Source organism: Actinomadura scrupuli (assembly GCF_050971785.1).
Classification (GTDB): Bacteria; Actinomycetota; Actinomycetes; order Streptosporangiales; family Streptosporangiaceae; genus Actinomadura_E; species Actinomadura_E scrupuli.
Window position 1 is genome coordinate 105,786 of record NZ_JBPCCU010000012.1, and the last position, 17,815, is coordinate 123,600.

Sequence of the window (17,815 nt, forward strand, 5' to 3'; positions counted from 1 at the left end):
GAATGGGACACATGTCCGGTTATACCGACGACCTTAGCGGACACGTGTCCGGTTCTGTCAAAAGCGGCGGAACGCGGCGTGCGGACGCACAGCGCAACCGCGAACGGATCCTTCAAGCGGCACGCGATCTCATGCACGAGCCGGGAGAGCTGAAGCTCAACGCGGTCGCCAAGGCCTGCGGTATCGGGCAGGGCACGCTGTACCGGCACTTCCCGACACGTGAGGACCTCCTCGCCGAGGTGTACCGCCGTGAGGTGGAAGATCTGGTTGCCGCGACTCCGCGTCTGCTGGCAACTCACCAGCCGCTGGATGCGTTGGCGGCGTGGTTCGACCGCGTGGCCGCCTACGCCCGGATCAAACGCGACGTGTTCGCCGCCATCGAGGCGGCGACGTGGCGTGACCTCGCCGCCCACAGCCTCGGCCCGATCGGCGAGGCGGTGGAACTGCTGCTGGCCGCCGGTCGCTCGGTCGGCAGCGTCCGCGCTGACGCCGAAGCCCGCGACGTCATCGTGCTCATCAGCTGGTTGTCGCGGCTGGACGACGCCGAACTCGACGCGCGAGGGCCGCGGTTGCTGTCGATCCTCGTCGACGGTCTCCGCGCACACCGCCCCTGAAGCGAATGCGCCGCGGGCGCCGTCCGTGCGGCACGGTCATGTCGCAGATCGCGCGACCGGCCTCCGACAGTCTTGATCGTCTAGGCGGTATCGCCCGTGCCGAGGTGCGGATGAACGTTATGTGATGTCCGGTTTCCGCCAGCCCTGGGTGCCGGTGACGGGCACGCTGCGTTGCATGGGTGACTTTCTCGAAGGGCTCGTTGATCGGTTCGTGCTGGCCAGTGCGGAGTTCGAGCGGAGACTACGGGCGGTGCGGTCCGAGCAATGGGCTTGGCCGACTCCGTGTACGGAGTGGAACGTGCGGCAGTTGGTCAACCACATGGCGCGCGGGAATCTCAACTACGTGAGCCTGCTGCACGGTGGCGCGAGGACGGAGTTCCTACGGCTGCGGGAGGCCGACGCGCTCGGCACCGACCCGGTCGGTGCGTACGAACGTTCGGTGCGAGTGTGCGCCGCGGCGTTCGCCGAGCCGGGTGCTCTGGACAGAGTCCTCGATTACCCCCTGGGCAAGGTGGCCGGGCGGCAGGCGCTGGCCGTGAGGACAACTGACAGCACCGTTCACACGTGGGATCTCGCACGAGCCATCGGTGCCGATGACCGCCTCGACCTCAGCTTGATCACCTGGATCAACGACCATCTCGAGGAGATCTACGCCGGCCTGGCCGAAACCCCTACCGACGTCGACACGACTCACCGGTTCTTCGCCGCCCCGCAGGGCGTGCCCACCGACGAGGCGTCCGAACAGCAACGACTGCTGCACCGCATGGGCAGGACACCCGAACGCGGCCGGTGAGAGCGCAACCCACGTCATCTCATGCCGCAGTAAGAGTGCCGATCGGTCGGCGGTCTTTCAGGGGTGAGCGACGCGTACTCGTGCCGAATTGAAGGATGCTCAAACGGTGGGCACCCGGGAGTCGGGAACGCCGCCAACGGCAGATGGCCAACTGACGGGTCGGACAGGGCACTGCGGATCGAACGCCGGTAGCCGCAAGTCGCCGTCATGCGTGAGTTGAGGATGGTTCCGACGCCTCCGTCGCTGCCTGATCAAAGCGACCCGGCTGGAGGGCGTACCGATGGCCGACTGCGCCCGCGGCTGCGCGACTCCTGCGAAGACGCTCTACAAGCAGCGGGAACGTGCCGAGGCGCGGCTGGCCACGGCGCTCCGGAACGGTTGAATCTCCGCAATCTCCGATGGCCACCTGTCGAAAACGGGGCCCAGTCGCGGTGCTTCATAGGGGCCAGGAGAGATCACCACATCGGTGTGGTCAGGGCGGGCGGTTCACTCGGTCCCCACCGCATCCACCGTCACCTGAGTTCCAGAGGCCGCTCTTACACTGGCCTTCGAGATCCAAGAACGCTAGTGTTCATCATTGGGTGTCTCCCGAACACCCGAAGAGCCGAAATCCCACCCAGACGGTGCGCACCCCCATCCTGACCGTCCTTCGCGAGACGGCGGTCCCACCCCCACGACAGCAAGGCCGAACCTGGCGCACCCCCGATGAGCCGTAGGAAACGATCTCGTAGGAGACCACGTGCGACTGAAAGCATTCCTGATCACCCTCATGACCACCGACAAGATTCGGATGTCCTTCGCGGCCTGCCATCGCGGCAAGGTGATCTCACGAGTGGCCTCGATCGCTGCGGCCTTCACGCTGACCGGGGCGCTCACGCTGAGCGCCGTCCCGGCCGAGGCAGCAGTCAAGTCCGAACCGGTCTGTACCGTCACGGTGCACAAGACGTGCACGAAGCTCTCGCCGGCGCAGCGTGAGCAGATCACCGCCCAGCTCCGCGCGAAGGGGGCGCCGGAGGCTGCGATCTCCTCGCTCGCCGCGTCGGGCCCGACCTTCGGCTGGGACGTGCTCGGCCCGTACGTCGACGGGTGGGCCCCGTACTGCAGGATCCACTACTTCCTGCCCTGGGAGTGGATCCTTTTCATTCCGGCGAACATCCTCCCAGGCCCCTACTCGGCGTGCTGGACCTTCTGAAGTCACTCATCCGCTCAGGCGGAATGTGCCGTGCGGCGGCCGGGATCACGGGTTATCCCTCTGCCGCGCGGCGCCCGCCTTTAGACGACCTTCATGAGAGGTACTCGTCGGCCTGGCCGTCTGCCTCGGCTTCGCCACCTACCGCGGCTGGCCACTCGCGCTGCCCGGCCAGGCCATCGCCGGCGGCGCACTCGCCCCCGTCGCCATCGGCGCCCTGGCGGGCCTGTACCCCGCCCGCCGCGCCGCTCGCCTCACCCCCACCGAAGCACTCGCCACCGTCTGACACGGGCCGATGGCCCAGACCGGACGCAGATGTGGCGGGTTTTCGGGTGGCGAGTCAGGTCCACTGGGCGGCGGTCAGGATGGCGTCCCAGCCGGGTATCGGGCCGTTGGTGATGACGAGGATCTTGGCTTGCGGGAGATACCACTCGCGCTGGGTGAAGGTGAGGGTGGCCTTGTCCTCGGTCCCGGTGGGCATCTTCGGCCCGCAGGGGACCTGGAACTCCCAGTAGCGCGCCTCGCGGCCACCGACCTGTACCGCCTTCCAGGTCGAGCGTCCGTTGATGAGGGACGACCCGTACATCCACAGCTTGGTCCCCGGGCACTGCATGATGCCGCCTGCGGGGAAGTAGCCGCCGCGCGTGGTGTCGTACGGGGTGCCGTCGCCGAAGTAGAAGTCGATGCTCTTGGATCCCATGATCCTCACATGGGGGCAGCCCGTCTGCCAGTAGTGAACGATCCGGCAGCCGTTGCCGGGGCTGATGCCGACCTGGTCGTCGATGGTGGTGCCGGTCGTGAGCGTCGTCGTCTTCCAGGTCTGGGGCAGCCGGAGCTTCATGGTCTGGTAGCTGAAGGACTGCAGCACTATCGACGCCGCCGGGGTCGGCGCGGGAGCGGAAGCCTTCTTGGTGGGGGCCGCGACGACGACGGCGGCGATCACTGCGGCGGCGCCGACGGCCGTGGTCCCCGCGGCGACGGCGGCTTTCACGCCTGTGAGTTTGCCCAGCAACGACTTGCCGGCGACGGTGCCGCCCGCGCTTGCCGCTCCCGAACCCGCGGTGCCCGCGCCCGCGGCACTCACGGCGCCCACCCCGGCGGCACCCGCGCCTCCGGATGCCGCACCCCCGATCGAGAGCGTGAGGGCGGCGAGTGGGAACAACGCGGCCAGCGCGGCGGCGGAGATGGCCAGCGCTCGAATCCCGCGGTCCTCCCAGTCGGTGCCGTAGGCGGCGGTGGCCACCGTTTCCAACTCGGCCACGAACTCCGCCGCGCTCGCGGGACGCTCCTCCGGCGCCTTGGCCAGGCCGTGGGTGAGGAGCGGGCGCAGCGCCTCGTCCACGGTCTCCACGGGTATCGGGGCGCTGGCGTGCGCGTACCTGAGCATCGGCTGACTGGGTGCGAGGTACGGCTGGCGGCCGGTGACGCATTCGAAGAACACGCAGGTCGCCGCGTACACGTCGGTGGCCGGGGTCGCGACGTTGGACTCCCACTGCTCGGGCGCCATGTAAGGCGGGGTACCCGAGCCGCCCGCCGAACTGCCGGCCAGCGCGGCGATCCCGAAGTCGATGAGCTTGCTGTGGCCGTCGCCGGTGACGACGACGTTGGCGGGCTTGTAGTCGTGGTGCACCACCCCTACGGCGTGGGCCGCGGCGAGCCCCAGCAACGACCCTTTGAGGATCGCCAACGCCGCCTCGGGTGTCAGGCTCGTCTTCTCGGCCAGTACGTCGCGCAACGAGACACCGTCCACGGCCTCCATCAGGATCGCCGCGTCCGCCGTGTCCTCGAAGTGCCCGAACCACTGGGCGACGTACGGAGACCGCACCCGCTTGAGCAACACCGACTCCTGACGGAACCGGTCCAGAGCATCTCGATCACCGGCGTACCGCACGTACTTCAGCACGGCGGGGCGGTCGGACCGCTCCTCCCGCACCAACACCGCTCGGCCCTGACCCCCCGCACCGAGCTCCCGAAGCTCGACGAACCCCGGCACCCGCCATTCAGCCATTGTTCTCCCTCGCCCCGTGCCAACCGTTTCACCCCACATAGCGCAGCTTTGCAGAGAGACGTCACGTTCCGACACACTTCGGGTACATAGGGGCGGCGTATTACGGCACCGGCTGGTGATCGAAGGGCCGAGATCGCCGCTGAGAGGCACCGGCTGATCCGCGTCCCTTCCAGGGAGGCCGGCAGATCTCCGTGCCACTCGGCGTCGGTGGCCTGTTGACCTGTCTGATGGCCGCGTACGCCGGCAAGGGGTGATGATTGCGGTCATGGCGTTGTCGACGGCATTCACGGAGTTGTTCGGTGTGCGGCACCCGATAGTCCTGGCGCCGATGGGCGGGTCGGCCGGTGGTGCGCTGGCGGCGGCTGTTTCGCGCGGCGGAGGGCTCGGGCTGCTGGGCGGCGGAAACGGGGATCGGGACTGGCTGGCCCGCGAGCTGCCAATCGTTGCCGAGTGCACCGGGAGGCCCTGGGGTATCGGCTTCCTGACCTGGGCGATCGATGTCGAGGTGGTCGAGCGTGCGCTGGAGTACGGCCCCGGGGCGGTGATGCTGTCCTTTGGAGACCCGAGCCCGTTCGCTGCACGCATCCGCCGGGCGGGTGCGGCGCTGATCGTTCAGGTCACCGATCTGGAGGAGGCCAGACGGGCGGTGGACCTGGGCGCCGATGTCATCGTGGCGCAGGGGACCGAAAGCGGTGGGCATGGCGCTCGGCATGGGCGGTCGACGTTGCCGTTCGTGCCGGTCGTGGTGGACCTGGCCGCCCCGGTGCCGGTGCTGGCGGCCGGCGGGATCGCCGATGGCCGCGGCGTGGCCGCCGTCCTGGCTCTGGGGGCCGCCGGAGCGCTCATCGGTACCCGTTTTCTGTCCACGACCGAGGCCCTGGTCGCCCCCTCGACCGCCACGGCGATCGTCGAGGGACGCGGGGAGGACACCGAGCGCAGCCGTGTGCTCGATATCGCCCGAGGCTCGGCGTGGCCGTCGAGATACACCGCCCGCACCCTCGGCCACCCCTTCCTTGATCAATGGCGCGGCAGGGAAGCCGAACTCGCCGCCGATCCCCAGGCCAAGCAGGCCTACCAAGAGGGCGTGACGCAAGGCGAGATACCCCCGCTGCCGGTGTGGGCCGGCGAAGCCATCGATCTCATCAACGACCGGCCTTCCGCAGCCGATCTCGTCGGCACCCTCGCCGCCCAGGCCGAGGACGCGCTGGCCCGAGCGGGAAGGCGATGACCCGAACGGTCGATCAGGAGTCAGCGCGTCCACTACGACCAACTGCAGATCTACACCCGGCTCGGGCTCCAGCTTCCGCTCGAGTTCATAGCTCCTGACTCAATGAACTGAGCCCCGATCCAGGTGGGCATTGGTGCATGAACAGGGCCGGTACCGGAAGGTACCGGCCCTGGCCGCGCGGTCAGCCTCCGCAGGCGGACTTCAGTTCAATACCGGCACTGATCAGACCCGACGAATTCGGCATCTGTGGTGTGGTGCTGCCACCGCTCGCCGCCGTCTTCACCTGCTGGCCGATCGTCTCGAGCGCCGTCGCGGCGTGGTTCGCCGCCTTCTCGACGTCACCGTCGCCGGCCTCCTTGCCCTCCTGCCGCAAGGTGCCGGCTGCCTCTGCATACGTCTGAGCCAGTCCAGCCGGATCATTGATCTGGGTCATGCCCTTACGACCGACATCCGCGATCGTCTTCTGCAACTTGTCGCAGGCCGCCTTCTTATCTCCGCCGCCTGAACACGCGGTGGCGGACAGTGCCAGCGCCGCGGTGAGGGCACCGACGCCGACGATCCTCATCAGGGGTGTACGCACTAAAATCGACTCCTTGCCGTTTCGCCGGCGACGAACCGTTCCTGCCGCCGTCCGGATCGGTCTCTTCGACACCTCCGGCGCAGAGGCGGTTCCGCCTGATTCCGAAAACCCGCTCACACAACTCCGCCGAAAAACGGCGGCCCGGTCCGACGGGTGACCACCAGCCGGCCGGTCGCGCAGGGCGCCTGCGGCTGTGACGGTGCCGATCGAGGTCGGCCACAGCCGATCGACGTTAACCGCAGTGGACCTTCTTGCCGGTGACCTCACCCTTGTTCGCGCCGTCGGTGTTGATGAAGGCGCGCACGTAGAGGCATCGATGGCGGGCCCAGACGTAGAGCGGCCCGGCGTACCAGTGGTTCCTCTTGCTGTACCCGTCGTACTTGCAGTTGGCGTACTTGGTCCTGGCCGTGTTGTAGACGCAGAGCTTGAGCTGGATGTTGTAGAGCGGGGTCGAGCCCTTACGGATGGCCAGCGCGCAGTTATAGCCGTTGGAGGAGTTGTAGTAGACCTTGAGGTAGCCGCGGACCTTGGAGGCCACGTAGATCGAATGGGTGCTGCGCCAGGCGTAGCCACTCCCACATGACGGACCTGCGGCACTCGCCGGCGTGCTGGAGGCGAGCACGGTCGTCAGCGTCAAGGCGGGAAGCACGGCGGCCAACAGGGACAAGCGTTTACCAGTACGGATCATGAGCCGTACCGTCCAACGACCGGTCGGATCCGCCACGTTGTCCGCATGGGCCGGTTTGGACGGAAGGGCTCAAGGCGATCAGGCGCCGCACGGCGCTGCCGGCCGCCCGGTGAGGTCGACGCACTGCGCTGGTACGGCCTCGGCGGCGCCCGGGAAATGTCACCGGCGTCCGCGATGCTGTCTCCCGGACCCGCCGAGAAGAGAGGCTTCCATGTCGATGCATGGCGTGCGCGCAGATCAGGTGGTGAATCGGTTCGGGCACTCACCGCGTCCCCTGGGAGGTGGGTTGCCGGCCCCCGGCCGGCCGCACCGGTGCCCGGCCGGGGGTCAGGAGTGACGGACGCGGACACCGCAGTGGGCGACCAGAGCAGCGTGGTCCGGGTGGTTCCTCCCATCCGGCCCCGCAAGCTGGCGAAGGTTCCATTCGTCGAGCTGGCGGACGGGAGGCTGCAGGGGGTCGTGTCCAGTGGTTCGGACATCGCCCGGGTGTACGTCTCATCGATCGCCGCGCGGACCCACGGCTACAACTGCAGCACCAACAACAACCGGCCGTGCGGCGGGCTGCGCGGCGCACCGTGCAAGCACCTGCGGGCGCTCGTCGATGAAGCGGTGCTGCAGTACGGCCTGGGCCGCGTCGCCCGATATCTGCATGTCGAGGTCGGCGACGGCGAGGATCTGATGGGCTGCCTGCGCGGTGCTCCGGAGTCCGCGCCGGCGGCGGTCGTGTTCAGCCGCTTCCTGCGCCACCTCGCCTATCTGGAACTGCCGAACACCACGGAGCCCATCGCCGAGTTGCACTGGTTCCCCGCGATGGGGGTGGTTCGCTGATGCTCGGTGTGCAGCTCGCGGAACTGCTCGACGGGTCCGAGCCGGGTATCGAGGAGACACTCGATCTGGTGGCCGGGTTCGACGATGCCCTGGTGCACGGGCTCGCGCGGCTCGACGAACGGCGTGCCGGGTCGCTCGCCGCGCTGGCCGGCGCGCTGCGGGCCACACCGCTGGGCCCGGCGGTGGACGAGGCGGCCGAGAAGATCACTGCGGGCTCGATCGCGGAGGAGCAGCTGGCGGTGCTGGCCGGTGGCCGTACCGCGTTGTTGGGTGCGGTGCACGACGCACAGCTCGCCCGGCTCGACGCGGCGCTCGGCCGGACCCGGGCACCGTGGGAGGGGCCCCCTTCCGCGGCGGCACCGGCGGCGGAGAACCTGCTCGCCGGGTGCCGGTCCTGGCTCCAGGAGCTCGCCATCACCGGCTGGCGGGGAGTCGACCACGACCTCGTCTCCGCCTCCGACCAGGTGATCGCCGCACTGCTGGCCGAACCCGCTCTGCGGCGGCCGGCGGTGCTCCTCGACGGCCTGGCCGCGGAGCTACGGGCGTCGTGCCCGGTGGCGACGATGGAGCGGCTGCCCGCCCGGCGCTGGGCCGACCTGTGGGCCCGTGGCCTGCTGTCGTCACAGCCGGGCGGCCTGGCCGGCTCCGCGCCCGCCGGCCCGGTGTCGGGGCGGCTGCTGCCGCTCGGCGTGGACGTGCACGAACACGGCACCGCGGTGCAGATACAGGTGCACGGGGTGCTCGAGCCCACCGGTGGCGCAGCACCCCGCCTGGTACGGACGAGTGTGGGCGCCGCGAAGGTCGACACGATCGTGGGCCCGGCGCTGTGGCGGCTGCTGCAGGGACATCCGGTGCTCCTGACGGCGCTGGCCGAGCACCGGAGCGTCAACCTCACCGACCTGCCCGTCCTGGCGAGCGGCGACCTGCTGTGGCGAGACGGCCAAGCCACCATGGGCGAGCCGGCCTCCCCCTTCGAGACGGCCCGGATCCAGCTCGCCGGGGCGCTGGCCCCGGCGGTGCCTCCCCTGGACCGCCATCCGGTGCGCATCGCCGAGCCGGTGCTGCTGGAGGGTTATACGACCGATGGCGGCGTGCTCGATCTGGACGGCAACACCCTCGCCCTCGACCTGGACCGGCTCCCGGCCTGCGGGCCGCTCACGCCCGCGCTGGTGGCGGCCTCCTCGGCGTGCATCGGCCTGCTCCGCTGGGACGGCGGCCGGTGGCTGCTGCAGCCGCTCGCGGTCCAGGCGACGATCAAGCGCAAGCCCGTGTCGGCGCACAACGGCGACTGGGCGCTCGGTCCCACCGACCCGAAGGCGGTCAAGGCCGAGGCCGCGGCCGGTGACGCGGTGGCCGTGCTGCGGGAGCGCGCCGGGCGGCTGCTGCGGCGATGAGCGACACCGGCCCGAGCGACAAGAACAACGACAACGACGAGAACAACGGCGACACGCACGGAAGCGAGACGGCCTTGAGCGAGGCGGATGAGAACCGGCGGCAGGTTCTCTACTGGCGGCTCCTGGCGCGGATGTTCGACCACGAGGAGCAGCCCGCGCTGGAGGCCGCCAGCGTGGCCATCGTCGATGACCTCGGGCTGCCGCCCGCGCTGCTCGATCCGGCCGTGTCGGTGGACAACCTCGTACAGCGCTTTCCCGGCCTGGCAGCCGAGCTCCAGGGCCTGATGGCCCCTGAAGACGGCACCGACGACGATCCACGGCGGCGGGTGCGCCGGGCGGCCCTGGTCTCCAAGCTCCTGCTCAACGTGTTCTCCACCGGCACCGGCAGCGTGACCGCCACCCAGCTGGCCGGTTGGCAGCAGGACTCGGGCTGGTTGAAGCAGGCGCTCGGCACCGACGGCGCGGCCGAGCTGACCGGTGTGCTGTCCACCATGGAGAGCGACCTGGTCAGCCGGATGCGGCTGCGCGAAGTGCTGGCCGATCCGATGCTGGCCCGCAGGTTGACGCCGAGCATGTCGCTCATCGAGCAGTTGCTACGGGACAAGGCCAACCTGTCGGGGGTCGCCCTCGCCAACGCCAAGGCGCTCATCCGCAGGTACGTCGACGAGGTCGCCGAGGTCCTGCGCACCCAGGTCGAGCAGACCAGCGTCGGCACGATCGACAGGTCGGTGCCGCCGAAACGGGTGTTCCGCAACCTCGACCTCAAGCGGACCATCTGGAAGAACCTCCCCAACTGGAGCGCTGAGGACGAGCGGCTGTACGTCGACCGGCTGTTCTACCGGCAGACCGCCAAGCGCACCACGCCCGCGCGCCTGATCGTGGTGGTCGACCAGTCGGGGTCGATGGTCGACTCGATGGTGAACTGCACCATCCTGGCGTCGATCTTCGCGGGCCTGCCCAAGGTGGACGTCCACCTGATCGCGTACGACACCCGGGCGCTCGATCTGACCCCCTGGGTGCACGATCCGTTCGAGGTGCTGCTGCGCACGAAGCTCGGCGGCGGCAACGACGGCCCCGTCGCGATGGCCATGGCGACGCCGAAGATCTCCGACCCGCGGAACACCGTGATGGTCTGGATCTCCGATTTCTACGAGTTCGACCGGTCGCAGCCGCTGTTCGACGGCATCGAGGCGGTGCACCGCTCAGGGGTGAAGTTCATCCCGGTCGGCTCGGTGAACAGCTCAGGGCACCAGAGCGTGAACCCCTGGTTCCGCCAGCGCCTCAAGGATCTGGGCACCCCCGTGATCTCAGGTCACATCCGCAAGCTCGTGTTCGAGCTGAAGAACTTCCTCGCTTAGGAGATCGAAGCAATGACCGATGAGATGCTGCGCGCCCCTGCCGAGGTGAAGTACGCCGAGGAGCTCGACTGGCTGGAGTCCCTCGATGACGGGCCCAAGCCGTTCTCCTGGCGTCTCAGCCCCCGGATGACCCGGCTGTTCATCCTCGGTTCCGAGCGCTCCGACGGGCTCGACCGAGAGATCCCGCAGAAGTGGTTCGGCGACCGCAGCCTCGTCGAACGCGCCATCGTCACGCTCGCCTCGGACCGCGGGCTGCTGCTCATCGGCGACCCGGGCACCGGCAAGAGCTGGCTCGCCGAGCTGCTCTCGGCCGCCATCTCCCGTAACTCGACCCTGGTCGTCCAAGGCACGGCCGGCACCACCGAGGACCACATCAAGTACTCGTGGAACGTCTCGATGGTGATCGCCAAGGGCCAGTCACGCGAGTCGATGATCCCTTCGCCGATCATGACGGCGATGGAACAGGGCGTGATCGGCCGCTTCGAGGAGCTGACCCGCTCGACCAGCGACGTGCAGGACGCGCTGATCTCCATCCTGTCCGAGAAGTACGTGTCCGTCCCGGAACTCGACGATGACAACATCGTCTTCGCCCAGCCAGGCTTCTCGATCATCGCTACGGCCAACAGCCGGGACCGCGGCGTGAACGACCTTTCTTCCGCGCTGAAGCGGCGGTTCAACTTCGTCCGCATTCCGATGGTGACGAGCAAACGCAGCGAGGCGGAGATCGTGCGGTTCCGCACCACGGAACTGCTGCGCCGGCACCAGATCGACCTGGACGTGCCGCCCACCCTGCTGGACATCCTGCTGCAGAGCTTCGCCGACCTGCGGGCCGCGGCGGCGTCGGCCACCAGCGACGACGAGAAGCTCGAGTCGGCGCTCTCCACCGCCGAGCAGATCGGGGTACTCGAGGACGCCATCCTGCACAGCCAGTTCTTCGGCGACCGTACGCTGCGCGCGGGGACGCTCGCCGGCTCGCTGGTGGGCTCGCTCGCCCGCCGCAGCCCCGAGGACCTGGCCATCCTGAACAAGTTCTGGCACGGCGTCGTCGAGCCGCGCAGCAAGCAGGACGACGGCGGACCCTGGCAGGAGTTCCTCGAAGGCGGGCGCCAGGCCATCGCGACGCTGTCATGAGCGACCCGGTTCCGGCGAGCACATCGAGTCCATTCGGCGCGCTCCGCGAGCGGCTGCTCGATGCCGCCGCCGCCTTCGCCACGACGTCCGCGACATCCCCTGGCGGCGCGGGCACGGTGCCCGGCATCCTGGCGGGCATGGTCGACGACGTCGACCGGGCGTTGCGGGAGGAGCTCGAGATCTTCCCGGTGTGCCACCACTCTCCGGCCTCGGCGCTGGCGATGGTAGGGCGGCTGCGCGAGAAGCAGCCCAAGGTCATCTATCTGGAGCTGTGCGAGGACCTGCGGCCGTTGCTCGGCGAGCTGCGCAACTGCCGGTTGCCCATCGCGCTGCAGGCGTTCGCGACCGAACTCGACGACTTTCCCTCGGCCTGGGCGCCGCTCAGCGTCATCGCGCCCATCACCGAGGCGTCCGCCGAGTACCAGGCCATCTCCTACGCCCTGGACACACCCGGCGTCGAGCTGGTGCTGGTCGACCGCTCCACCGATCACGTCTTCCAGTGGACGCCGCGCGAACCGCCCGAACCCACGCCCGCCGGCGGCGACGACGCGGCCCTGCACGGCGACGCGGTCGGCATCGAGATCGGTGACCTGCGGCCCCGCTTCGCCGAACTCGAGGAGCACCTGCTCCACCACGGCAAGGTCCGGCACTGGTCCGAGTGGTGGGACCAGTACGTGGAGCAGGCCCTGGTCGGCGCCGACTACAACACCTACCGGCAGGTCATGGTCATGATCGGCAGCCTGTTCCGGAGGCTGCGCCCGGACCGCGACGCGCGGGATGACCGGGACGAGGACCGCGAACGCTACATGTGGACCCGGATGCGCGAGCATCTCGCCACATCCGGGACCGACCCGGCGCAGTGCCTGTACGTCTGCGGCGCCTTCCACGCGGCCAGCCGGGTCGAACAGTTCGGGCTGACCGCCCAGCCGGCGGAGCCGTACGAGATCACGCCCCGCACGGCGACCCGCTGGCGGTACGGGCTGATCCCCTCCAGCCACTCCGCCATCGAGTCGCAGTTCGGGCTGGCCCCCGGCTCGGTGTCGATCGCCGCGGCGACCTGGTCCAAGGCGGTGAAGAGCAGCGGTGTCACGCCGTACCGGCTCGAAGGCCAGAAGGGGACGAAGCCCAGGAGGACCGCCCGTGCTCGCCCTGCGGCGCACGACCCACAGGCACCGGTCTCCGACCACCTGTCCGGCTTCCTCGCGCAGCCGTCCCGCCGGGGCGAGTTCGACGAGGCCGAACTGCTCGGCTGGTGCGTGGACATCGTCCGGCTGGCCCGCCGCAACGGCTATCTGGCGAGCACGGCCGACGCCATCGCCGTGTTCGAGACGTCGATCCTGCTGGCGGGCCTGCGCGGCCGGAGCCGCCCCACTCCGTACGACTTCGAGGACGCCGCGGTCACGTGCATCGAGAAGGACGCCGTGCCGGGCCGCCGCGACGTACGCCGCCTCTGCGAGATCCTGCTGGGCGGCGACCGGGTCGGGCAGGTCGGCTACGAGTCGCTCCCGCCGCTGGCCCGCGATGTGCTGGACCGGCTGGAGCCGTTGGGGCTCGACCTGGGGAAACGCACGATCCAGCGGGCGCTCCTCGACCTCGGCGCCGACCCGGAACTGGTGCCGTGCTCCGACCTGCTGTGGGTGCTGCGCCGCCTGCTGCCGGACGACGCCGTCCGCCCCATCATGGGGGCCCGGCGGCTGAACGAACGGCCGATCCAGGAGAGCTGGGACCTCGCGATCGGTCGTCACCAGCGATCCATCGTCGAGCTCGGCTACGAGGGCGTCACCATCGAGCAGGTGCTGGAGCAGCGACTGCGCCGGACCGTGGGGGATCCCAAGGCGACCGCCGCCATCGCGCTGGAGGCCGTGGAGGAGGCCATCCTCTACCTCGGCAGCCGGCGGATCAGCGATGACCTCGGCACCCGGGCCGTGGAGCTGCTGGCCGCGGAGCGCACCGTGGACGACGCCCCCGAGGTGTTGCGGCGGATCCGCAGGCTGCTCACCCACTACCGCGCCACGGAGCCGACGCTGCCGGAGTGGTGCGAAAGGTTCGTGGCCGCGGGCTACGCGCATTACTGCACGTTGCTGCCGACCGCCTTCGTGGACGAGGACACCGGGGTGCGCCAGGTGGCCGCCATGCTCGGCTTCCTGTTCAGCATGGAGAGCCTCGCGCTGTCGCTCGGATGTGATCACACCCAGCTCGAGCTCGCCGTCCAGCAGTCGCATCCGGAGGCACCGGCCAAGGTGGCGCTGCTGTGGGCGGCAAGGTCCCAGGTCGGCCTGCTGCCACTGGCCGAGCTGCGGTCGCGGTGCGACGAGTTGCTGGCCAACCCGCTCGTCGTCCCGGCCATCCCCCTGTATCTGAGCGGATTCGTCCAGGCGCTGGAACCTGCGCCGGCTCTGGCACCTTTCGTGGTCGAGGCGATGTCCAAGGCATTCGCCCGGTTGCCCGATACGGTGCTGCTCCCGTGGCTGCCCAAACTGATCACGACGCTGCGCGATCAAGCGCACGAGCTGGTGCCGGTGCTCGTACGCGAGGCGGGCCGTACGTTCCCCGCCGCTCTGCCCGCCATCGACGCCTGGTCGCCGCCGTGGGCCGCGCGGTCGGCGCCGCCGGTGCCGGACGCGGCGGGCGATCCGGTCTTCTCGTCGTCCCAGGCGGTGGCGGAGCTCGTGGCCGCCCAGCCGGCGGCGTGCGACGCCGTTGCCGGGCTGTTCGGCTACGACACCGGATGGCGGCCGACCATGGACCCCGCCGGCGGATCTCCTCGAGACCGCCACCAGGTGGGCGCGCTACCGGCCCGGTACACCGAGACCGCAGCCGCCGTCGCGGAACTGCTCCGGCGGTGACCGGCCGGGTAGCCCGCGCCCGGCCGGTGACCCGACGCCGGGCCCCTCGCCTCCGCTCGTTCCGGATCGCTTCAGCCGGGGTCGGCGCGGCGATGAGGCCGCCAGTGTCGGAACAGCTCGGTCGCCCCTTCGGCATCGGCCGGCACAGCGGCCGCGACCAGGGCCTGCGCCTTGAATGCCTGTGCCGCCACGCTCAGCCGGTGGCGTACCGAGCCGGCTTCGTCGGCGTCCGCCGACCGCGGGTCGCCCCAGAGGCTCACCTCGGCCGACCTCTGGTCATGGGCGTCGAGCACCATCCGCCGGACCCGCTCGTCGGAGTCGTACAGGTCCGCATGGACCGCGATGGCCTGCGGGCTGCCCCGGACCGGCGAGGCCAGCACCGGCTCCAGGTACGCCACGCGGGCCCCGAGGATCCGTACGGGCCTGGAGTCGGCGTGGTCCGCTCTGAGAACCGTGACGTCCCAGCCGTCCATCACCCGGTCGAACACCAGGCCGCCCGCGAACCGCACGGCCTCGGACAGGCTCGGCGTGACCACCACGAGCCGGCGCCGCAACGGCCGTCCGGCCCAGGAACCGCTCGCCGCGTGAGCGTGGCGGTGTACTCCCTGAACGCTTCGGCTGCCGGAATCGAAGGACCGAGCGGCCATGACGTCTACCGCTCCGCCACGGCGATCGACGGCCTGGGCACGTTGCGCCGGCGCAGCGAGTACGCCCGGCACTGCCCGGCCACCTCGCGGTAGGTGCTCTGCACGGTGGGCCGACACGCTGTGCCTTCGGGCAGGTCGGTGGTCATGCGAACTCCTGGAGGGTCGGAGCGGAGTGGCCTGGAGGTGCCCGGTCAGCTTGGACGAGGGAGACCCAGCGCGTGCTGGGCGATGATGTTGCGCTGGATCTCGCTGGTACCGGCGTAGATGGTGGTGCCCTTCGCATGCCGGACCATGTGCTCGATGATCCCGCCCTCGATGGCCGTGGGGTCGTCCAACGCCCGGACCCCGTCGGGCCCCACCAGCTCCAGCGTCTCCTCCGCCTGGCGTTGCAGGCGTTCGGTGCTGAACAGCTTGGACATCGATCCCCTTCCGACCAGCGACGGGTCCTTCTGGGCCCGCAGCAGGGCGGCCCGGCGGAGCAGCAGCTTGGAGACCTCAAGCTCGGTGCGGGACCGGCCGATCCGTTCCTGCACGTCGGGGTCCGCTGACCGTGGTCGCCCGTCGCCGTCGGCGGTGGCGCACGCCCATCGGGTGAGCGCCTCGACCAGACGATGCTGCTCACCGCTGAAGGAGGCGGTGTGCTCGGAGGCCAGCCCCGCGGTCATCACCCGCCAGCCACCGTCGACCGCGCCGATACGCAGCGCGTCACTGACGAAGACGTCGTTGTAGAAGGTGATGTTCGTTCGTTCACCTGACAGCGTCTCCACCCCCCGGATCTCGACGCCCGGCTGGTCCAGCGGCACCAGGAACGTCGTGAGCCCACGGTGCTTGGGGGCATCGGGGTTGGTGCGCGCGAGCATGAACACGTAGTCGGCGACGCTCGCGTTGGTCGTGAACATCTTCGAACCGGTGATCAGCCAGCCGTCACCGTCGCGCACCGCCCTCGTGGCGGCCGCGGCCGCGTCCGATCCGTTCTCCGGCTCGGTGAAGCCGAGCGCGATGACGATCTCGGTGTTGAACGCCTTGGGCAGGAGCTCGCGCTTCTGCTCCTCGGTGCCGAGCAGGCTGATGACGTACGCGACCATCATCGTCGTGCTGATCCCGTAGATCGGAGCGTTGCGCCGCCGCGTCTCCTCGGTGTAGGCGAGGACCTCCAGCGGGTCGCGGCCCTGGCCGCCGAGCTCCGTCGGCCAGCCGAGCGCGAGCCACCCCCGCTCGCGCACCGCCTTGGAGAACTCGGCGTCGTGGTTGACGCCCGTGCGGTGACAGCGCTCCAGCATCTCCGGTGTGAGCACCTCGTCGAGGAACTCCCGTACCTCCTCACGCAGCAGCTCGCTCTTCTCCCCGAGCCGGAAGTCCATCACCGCGTCCTCCCTCCCACCGTGTCTCCCGCCGCGTCTCCGGCCCCGGCCGTCGCGGCTCCGGCGGGCGGGACTCCGGCGGACGGGACTCCGACGGGCGCGGATCCGGCCTGCGCGGCTCCGGCCGGAAGGTGGTGTGCCGCGACCCGCCGGTAGCCGGCGGCCGGGCTCTCGAGCACCGCCGCCCAGGTCCGCGCTCGCCGGTAGTACAGCTGGATGGGGTACTCGAGCGTGAAGCCGTACCCTCCGTGGAAGTGCAGCGCGTCATGGCTGGTGTCACGGGCGGTCTCGGCGGCGAAGGCCAGCGCCATCGAGGCGAGTTCGGCCGCACGGGCCGGTTCGGCCCCGGCCGCCCAGGCGGCCTCGCGTACCAGCAGCCCGCAACCGTCGACCTCCGATGCGCGGTCCGCCAGGCGATGCGCCACCGCCTGGAACTCGCCGACGACGCGGCCGAATGCCTTGCGCTCCTTGACGTACTCCACGCCGATCTCCAGAGATCGTGCCGCCAGGCCCGACAGGGCGGCCGCGGTCAGCACCCGCCACTCGTCGACGGCGGTGGCGAACAGCTCGACCGCCGTCGGGCCCGCCGCGAGGACGACGTGGTCCGTACCGAATTCCACGTCGGCCAGCGGCAGGCAGCCGAGATTCCGTACCGGTGTGGCCCGGCCGGTCAGTGCGACCAGCACGAGCCGGTCGCCGATCAGCATGATCGCGTCGTCCGCGACGGCCCCCGCCAGGACCAGCCCGGCGCGGCCGGGCGACGCCGGCCGGACCGCGAGCGTCACCAGCCGGCGGCCTCGCGCGAGATCGGCGGAGTCGACCGTTGCCGGCAGGGCTCCGAGCCGTGCCAGGAGCCGCCCGGCGACCTGCGCCTCCAGCAGCGGTGCCGGAGCGACATGACGGCCGTGTTGTTCGGCGACCAGGGCCAGGTCGAGCAGGGACGCGCCGAACCCGCCGTGGTCCTCGGGCAGGGCCATCTCCACGCCACCGGTGGCGAGGAGCCGTCGCCACAGCTCGGCGTCGTGTCCCCACGGCTCGGCCGCCTGCACGACCGCGGGCGGCGCCAGAGCGTCGTACAGATCGGCAAAGGTGTCGATGAGCTGCTGCTGCTCCGCGCTGGGCCGCAGATCCACGGGCTCCTCACTTTCCG

At 70.0% G+C, this 17,815-nt stretch carries 16 protein-coding genes; 9 read left to right on the plus strand and 7 right to left on the minus strand.

Annotation, left to right across the window (positions count from 1 at the left end; all coding sequences use genetic code 11):
• The first annotated feature begins 11 nt into the window (after positions 1-11).
• The 3 genes from ACRYCC_RS38270 to ACRYCC_RS38280 all read left to right on the plus strand — a co-directional run bounded on the left by ACRYCC_RS38270 (position 12) and on the right by ACRYCC_RS38280 (position 2,599).
• Positions 12-614 (plus strand): TetR/AcrR family transcriptional regulator, encoded by a 603-nt coding sequence (locus ACRYCC_RS38270; RefSeq protein ID WP_433818967.1) that lies wholly within the window; start codon positions 12-14, stop codon positions 612-614.
• Positions 615-789: 175 nt separating this feature from the next.
• The gene (locus ACRYCC_RS38275; protein WP_433818968.1) at positions 790-1,407 is read left to right on the plus strand and encodes a TIGR03086 family metal-binding protein; all 618 of its coding nucleotides are present in this window, start codon (positions 790-792) and stop codon (positions 1,405-1,407) included.
• Positions 1,408-2,146: 739 nt separating this feature from the next.
• Entirely contained in the window at positions 2,147-2,599 is a 453-nt protein-coding gene (locus ACRYCC_RS38280; RefSeq protein ID WP_433818969.1) for a hypothetical protein, read from the plus strand.
• 337 nt (positions 2,600-2,936) lie between these two features.
• On the opposite strand, the gene ACRYCC_RS38285 is transcribed toward ACRYCC_RS38280, so the two are convergent.
• Entirely contained in the window at positions 2,937-4,604 is a 1,668-nt protein-coding gene (locus ACRYCC_RS38285) for a serine/threonine-protein kinase (RefSeq protein WP_433818970.1), read from the minus strand.
• A gap of 265 nt (positions 4,605-4,869) precedes the next feature.
• On the opposite strand from ACRYCC_RS38285, the gene ACRYCC_RS38290 reads away from it, so the two are divergent.
• Complete coding sequence (locus ACRYCC_RS38290) at positions 4,870-5,832, plus strand: NAD(P)H-dependent flavin oxidoreductase (RefSeq protein ID WP_433818971.1); 963 nt, start codon at positions 4,870-4,872, stop codon at positions 5,830-5,832.
• Between the two features lie 181 nt (positions 5,833-6,013).
• Here the strand turns inward: ACRYCC_RS38290 and ACRYCC_RS38295 are convergent, their stop codons facing one another.
• Positions 6,014-6,412 carry a hypothetical protein gene (locus ACRYCC_RS38295; RefSeq protein ID WP_433818972.1) on the minus strand — a complete coding sequence of 133 codons (399 nt, stop codon included), beginning with the start codon at positions 6,410-6,412 and terminating at the stop codon, positions 6,014-6,016.
• A 232-nt stretch (positions 6,413-6,644) separates the two neighbouring features.
• The gene (locus ACRYCC_RS38300; RefSeq protein WP_433818973.1) at positions 6,645-7,070 is read right to left on the minus strand and encodes a hypothetical protein; all 426 of its coding nucleotides are present in this window, start codon (positions 7,068-7,070) and stop codon (positions 6,645-6,647) included.
• A 363-nt stretch (positions 7,071-7,433) separates the two neighbouring features.
• Between ACRYCC_RS38300 and ACRYCC_RS38305 the strand changes: the two genes are divergently transcribed.
• From ACRYCC_RS38305 to ACRYCC_RS38325, 5 genes are read left to right on the plus strand one after another with little or no spacing between them, the layout of a single operon-like run.
• Entirely contained in the window at positions 7,434-7,928 is a 495-nt protein-coding gene (locus ACRYCC_RS38305) for a hypothetical protein (RefSeq protein WP_433818974.1), read from the plus strand.
• Entirely contained in the window at positions 7,928-9,322 is a 1,395-nt protein-coding gene (locus ACRYCC_RS38310; RefSeq protein ID WP_433818975.1) for a hypothetical protein, read from the plus strand. Before ACRYCC_RS38305 ends, ACRYCC_RS38310 begins: the two co-directional genes overlap by 1 nt.
• Positions 9,319-10,680, plus strand: a complete 1,362-nt coding sequence (locus tag ACRYCC_RS38315; protein WP_433818976.1) for a vWA domain-containing protein — start codon at positions 9,319-9,321, stop codon at positions 10,678-10,680. Before ACRYCC_RS38310 ends, ACRYCC_RS38315 begins: the two co-directional genes overlap by 4 nt.
• Positions 10,681-10,692: 12 nt before the next feature.
• On the plus strand, positions 10,693-11,811 hold the full coding sequence (locus tag ACRYCC_RS38320; protein WP_433818977.1) for an ATP-binding protein: 1,119 nt from the start codon (positions 10,693-10,695) through the stop codon (positions 11,809-11,811).
• Positions 11,808-14,657, plus strand: a complete 2,850-nt coding sequence (locus ACRYCC_RS38325; RefSeq protein WP_433818978.1) for a DUF5682 family protein — start codon at positions 11,808-11,810, stop codon at positions 14,655-14,657. The genes ACRYCC_RS38320 and ACRYCC_RS38325 overlap by 4 nt, the downstream gene beginning before the upstream one ends.
• A 71-nt stretch (positions 14,658-14,728) precedes the next feature.
• On the opposite strand, the gene ACRYCC_RS38330 is transcribed toward ACRYCC_RS38325, so the two are convergent.
• From ACRYCC_RS38330 to ACRYCC_RS38345, 4 genes are all read right to left on the minus strand, one after another.
• Positions 14,729-15,211, minus strand: a complete 483-nt coding sequence (locus ACRYCC_RS38330) for a hypothetical protein (RefSeq protein WP_433818979.1) — start codon at positions 15,209-15,211, stop codon at positions 14,729-14,731.
• A 98-nt stretch (positions 15,212-15,309) separates the two neighbouring features.
• A complete protein-coding gene (locus tag ACRYCC_RS38335) occupies positions 15,310-15,450 on the minus strand; it encodes a hypothetical protein (protein ID WP_433818980.1) in 141 nt (46 codons plus the stop codon).
• 45 nt (positions 15,451-15,495) lie between these two features.
• Entirely contained in the window at positions 15,496-16,665 is a 1,170-nt protein-coding gene (locus ACRYCC_RS38340) for an acyl-CoA dehydrogenase family protein (protein ID WP_433818981.1), read from the minus strand.
• Complete coding sequence (locus ACRYCC_RS38345; RefSeq protein WP_433818982.1) at positions 16,665-17,798, minus strand: acyl-CoA dehydrogenase family protein; 1,134 nt, start codon at positions 17,796-17,798, stop codon at positions 16,665-16,667. The genes ACRYCC_RS38340 and ACRYCC_RS38345 overlap by 1 nt, the downstream gene beginning before the upstream one ends.
• Between the last annotated feature and the right edge of the window lie 17 nt (positions 17,799-17,815).

Coding starts and splice junctions, on each gene's coding strand:
- ACRYCC_RS38275 (WP_433818968.1), top strand. CDS start 790: ATGGGTGACTTTCTCGAAGGGCTCGTTGATCGGTTCGTGCTGGCCAGT.
- ACRYCC_RS38315 (WP_433818976.1), top strand. CDS start 9,319: ATGAGCGACACCGGCCCGAGCGACAAGAACAACGACAACGACGAGAAC.
- ACRYCC_RS38320 (WP_433818977.1), top strand. CDS start 10,693: ATGACCGATGAGATGCTGCGCGCCCCTGCCGAGGTGAAGTACGCCGAG.
- ACRYCC_RS38290 (WP_433818971.1), top strand. CDS start 4,870: ATGGCGTTGTCGACGGCATTCACGGAGTTGTTCGGTGTGCGGCACCCG.
- ACRYCC_RS38325 (WP_433818978.1), top strand. CDS start 11,808: ATGAGCGACCCGGTTCCGGCGAGCACATCGAGTCCATTCGGCGCGCTC.
- ACRYCC_RS38310 (WP_433818975.1), top strand. CDS start 7,928: ATGCTCGGTGTGCAGCTCGCGGAACTGCTCGACGGGTCCGAGCCGGGT.
- ACRYCC_RS38340 (WP_433818981.1), bottom strand. CDS start 16,665: ATGGACTTCCGGCTCGGGGAGAAGAGCGAGCTGCTGCGTGAGGAGGTA.
- ACRYCC_RS38270 (WP_433818967.1), top strand. CDS start 12: ATGTCCGGTTATACCGACGACCTTAGCGGACACGTGTCCGGTTCTGTC.
- ACRYCC_RS38285 (WP_433818970.1), bottom strand. CDS start 4,604: ATGGCTGAATGGCGGGTGCCGGGGTTCGTCGAGCTTCGGGAGCTCGGT.
- ACRYCC_RS38335 (WP_433818980.1), bottom strand. CDS start 15,450: ATGACCACCGACCTGCCCGAAGGCACAGCGTGTCGGCCCACCGTGCAG.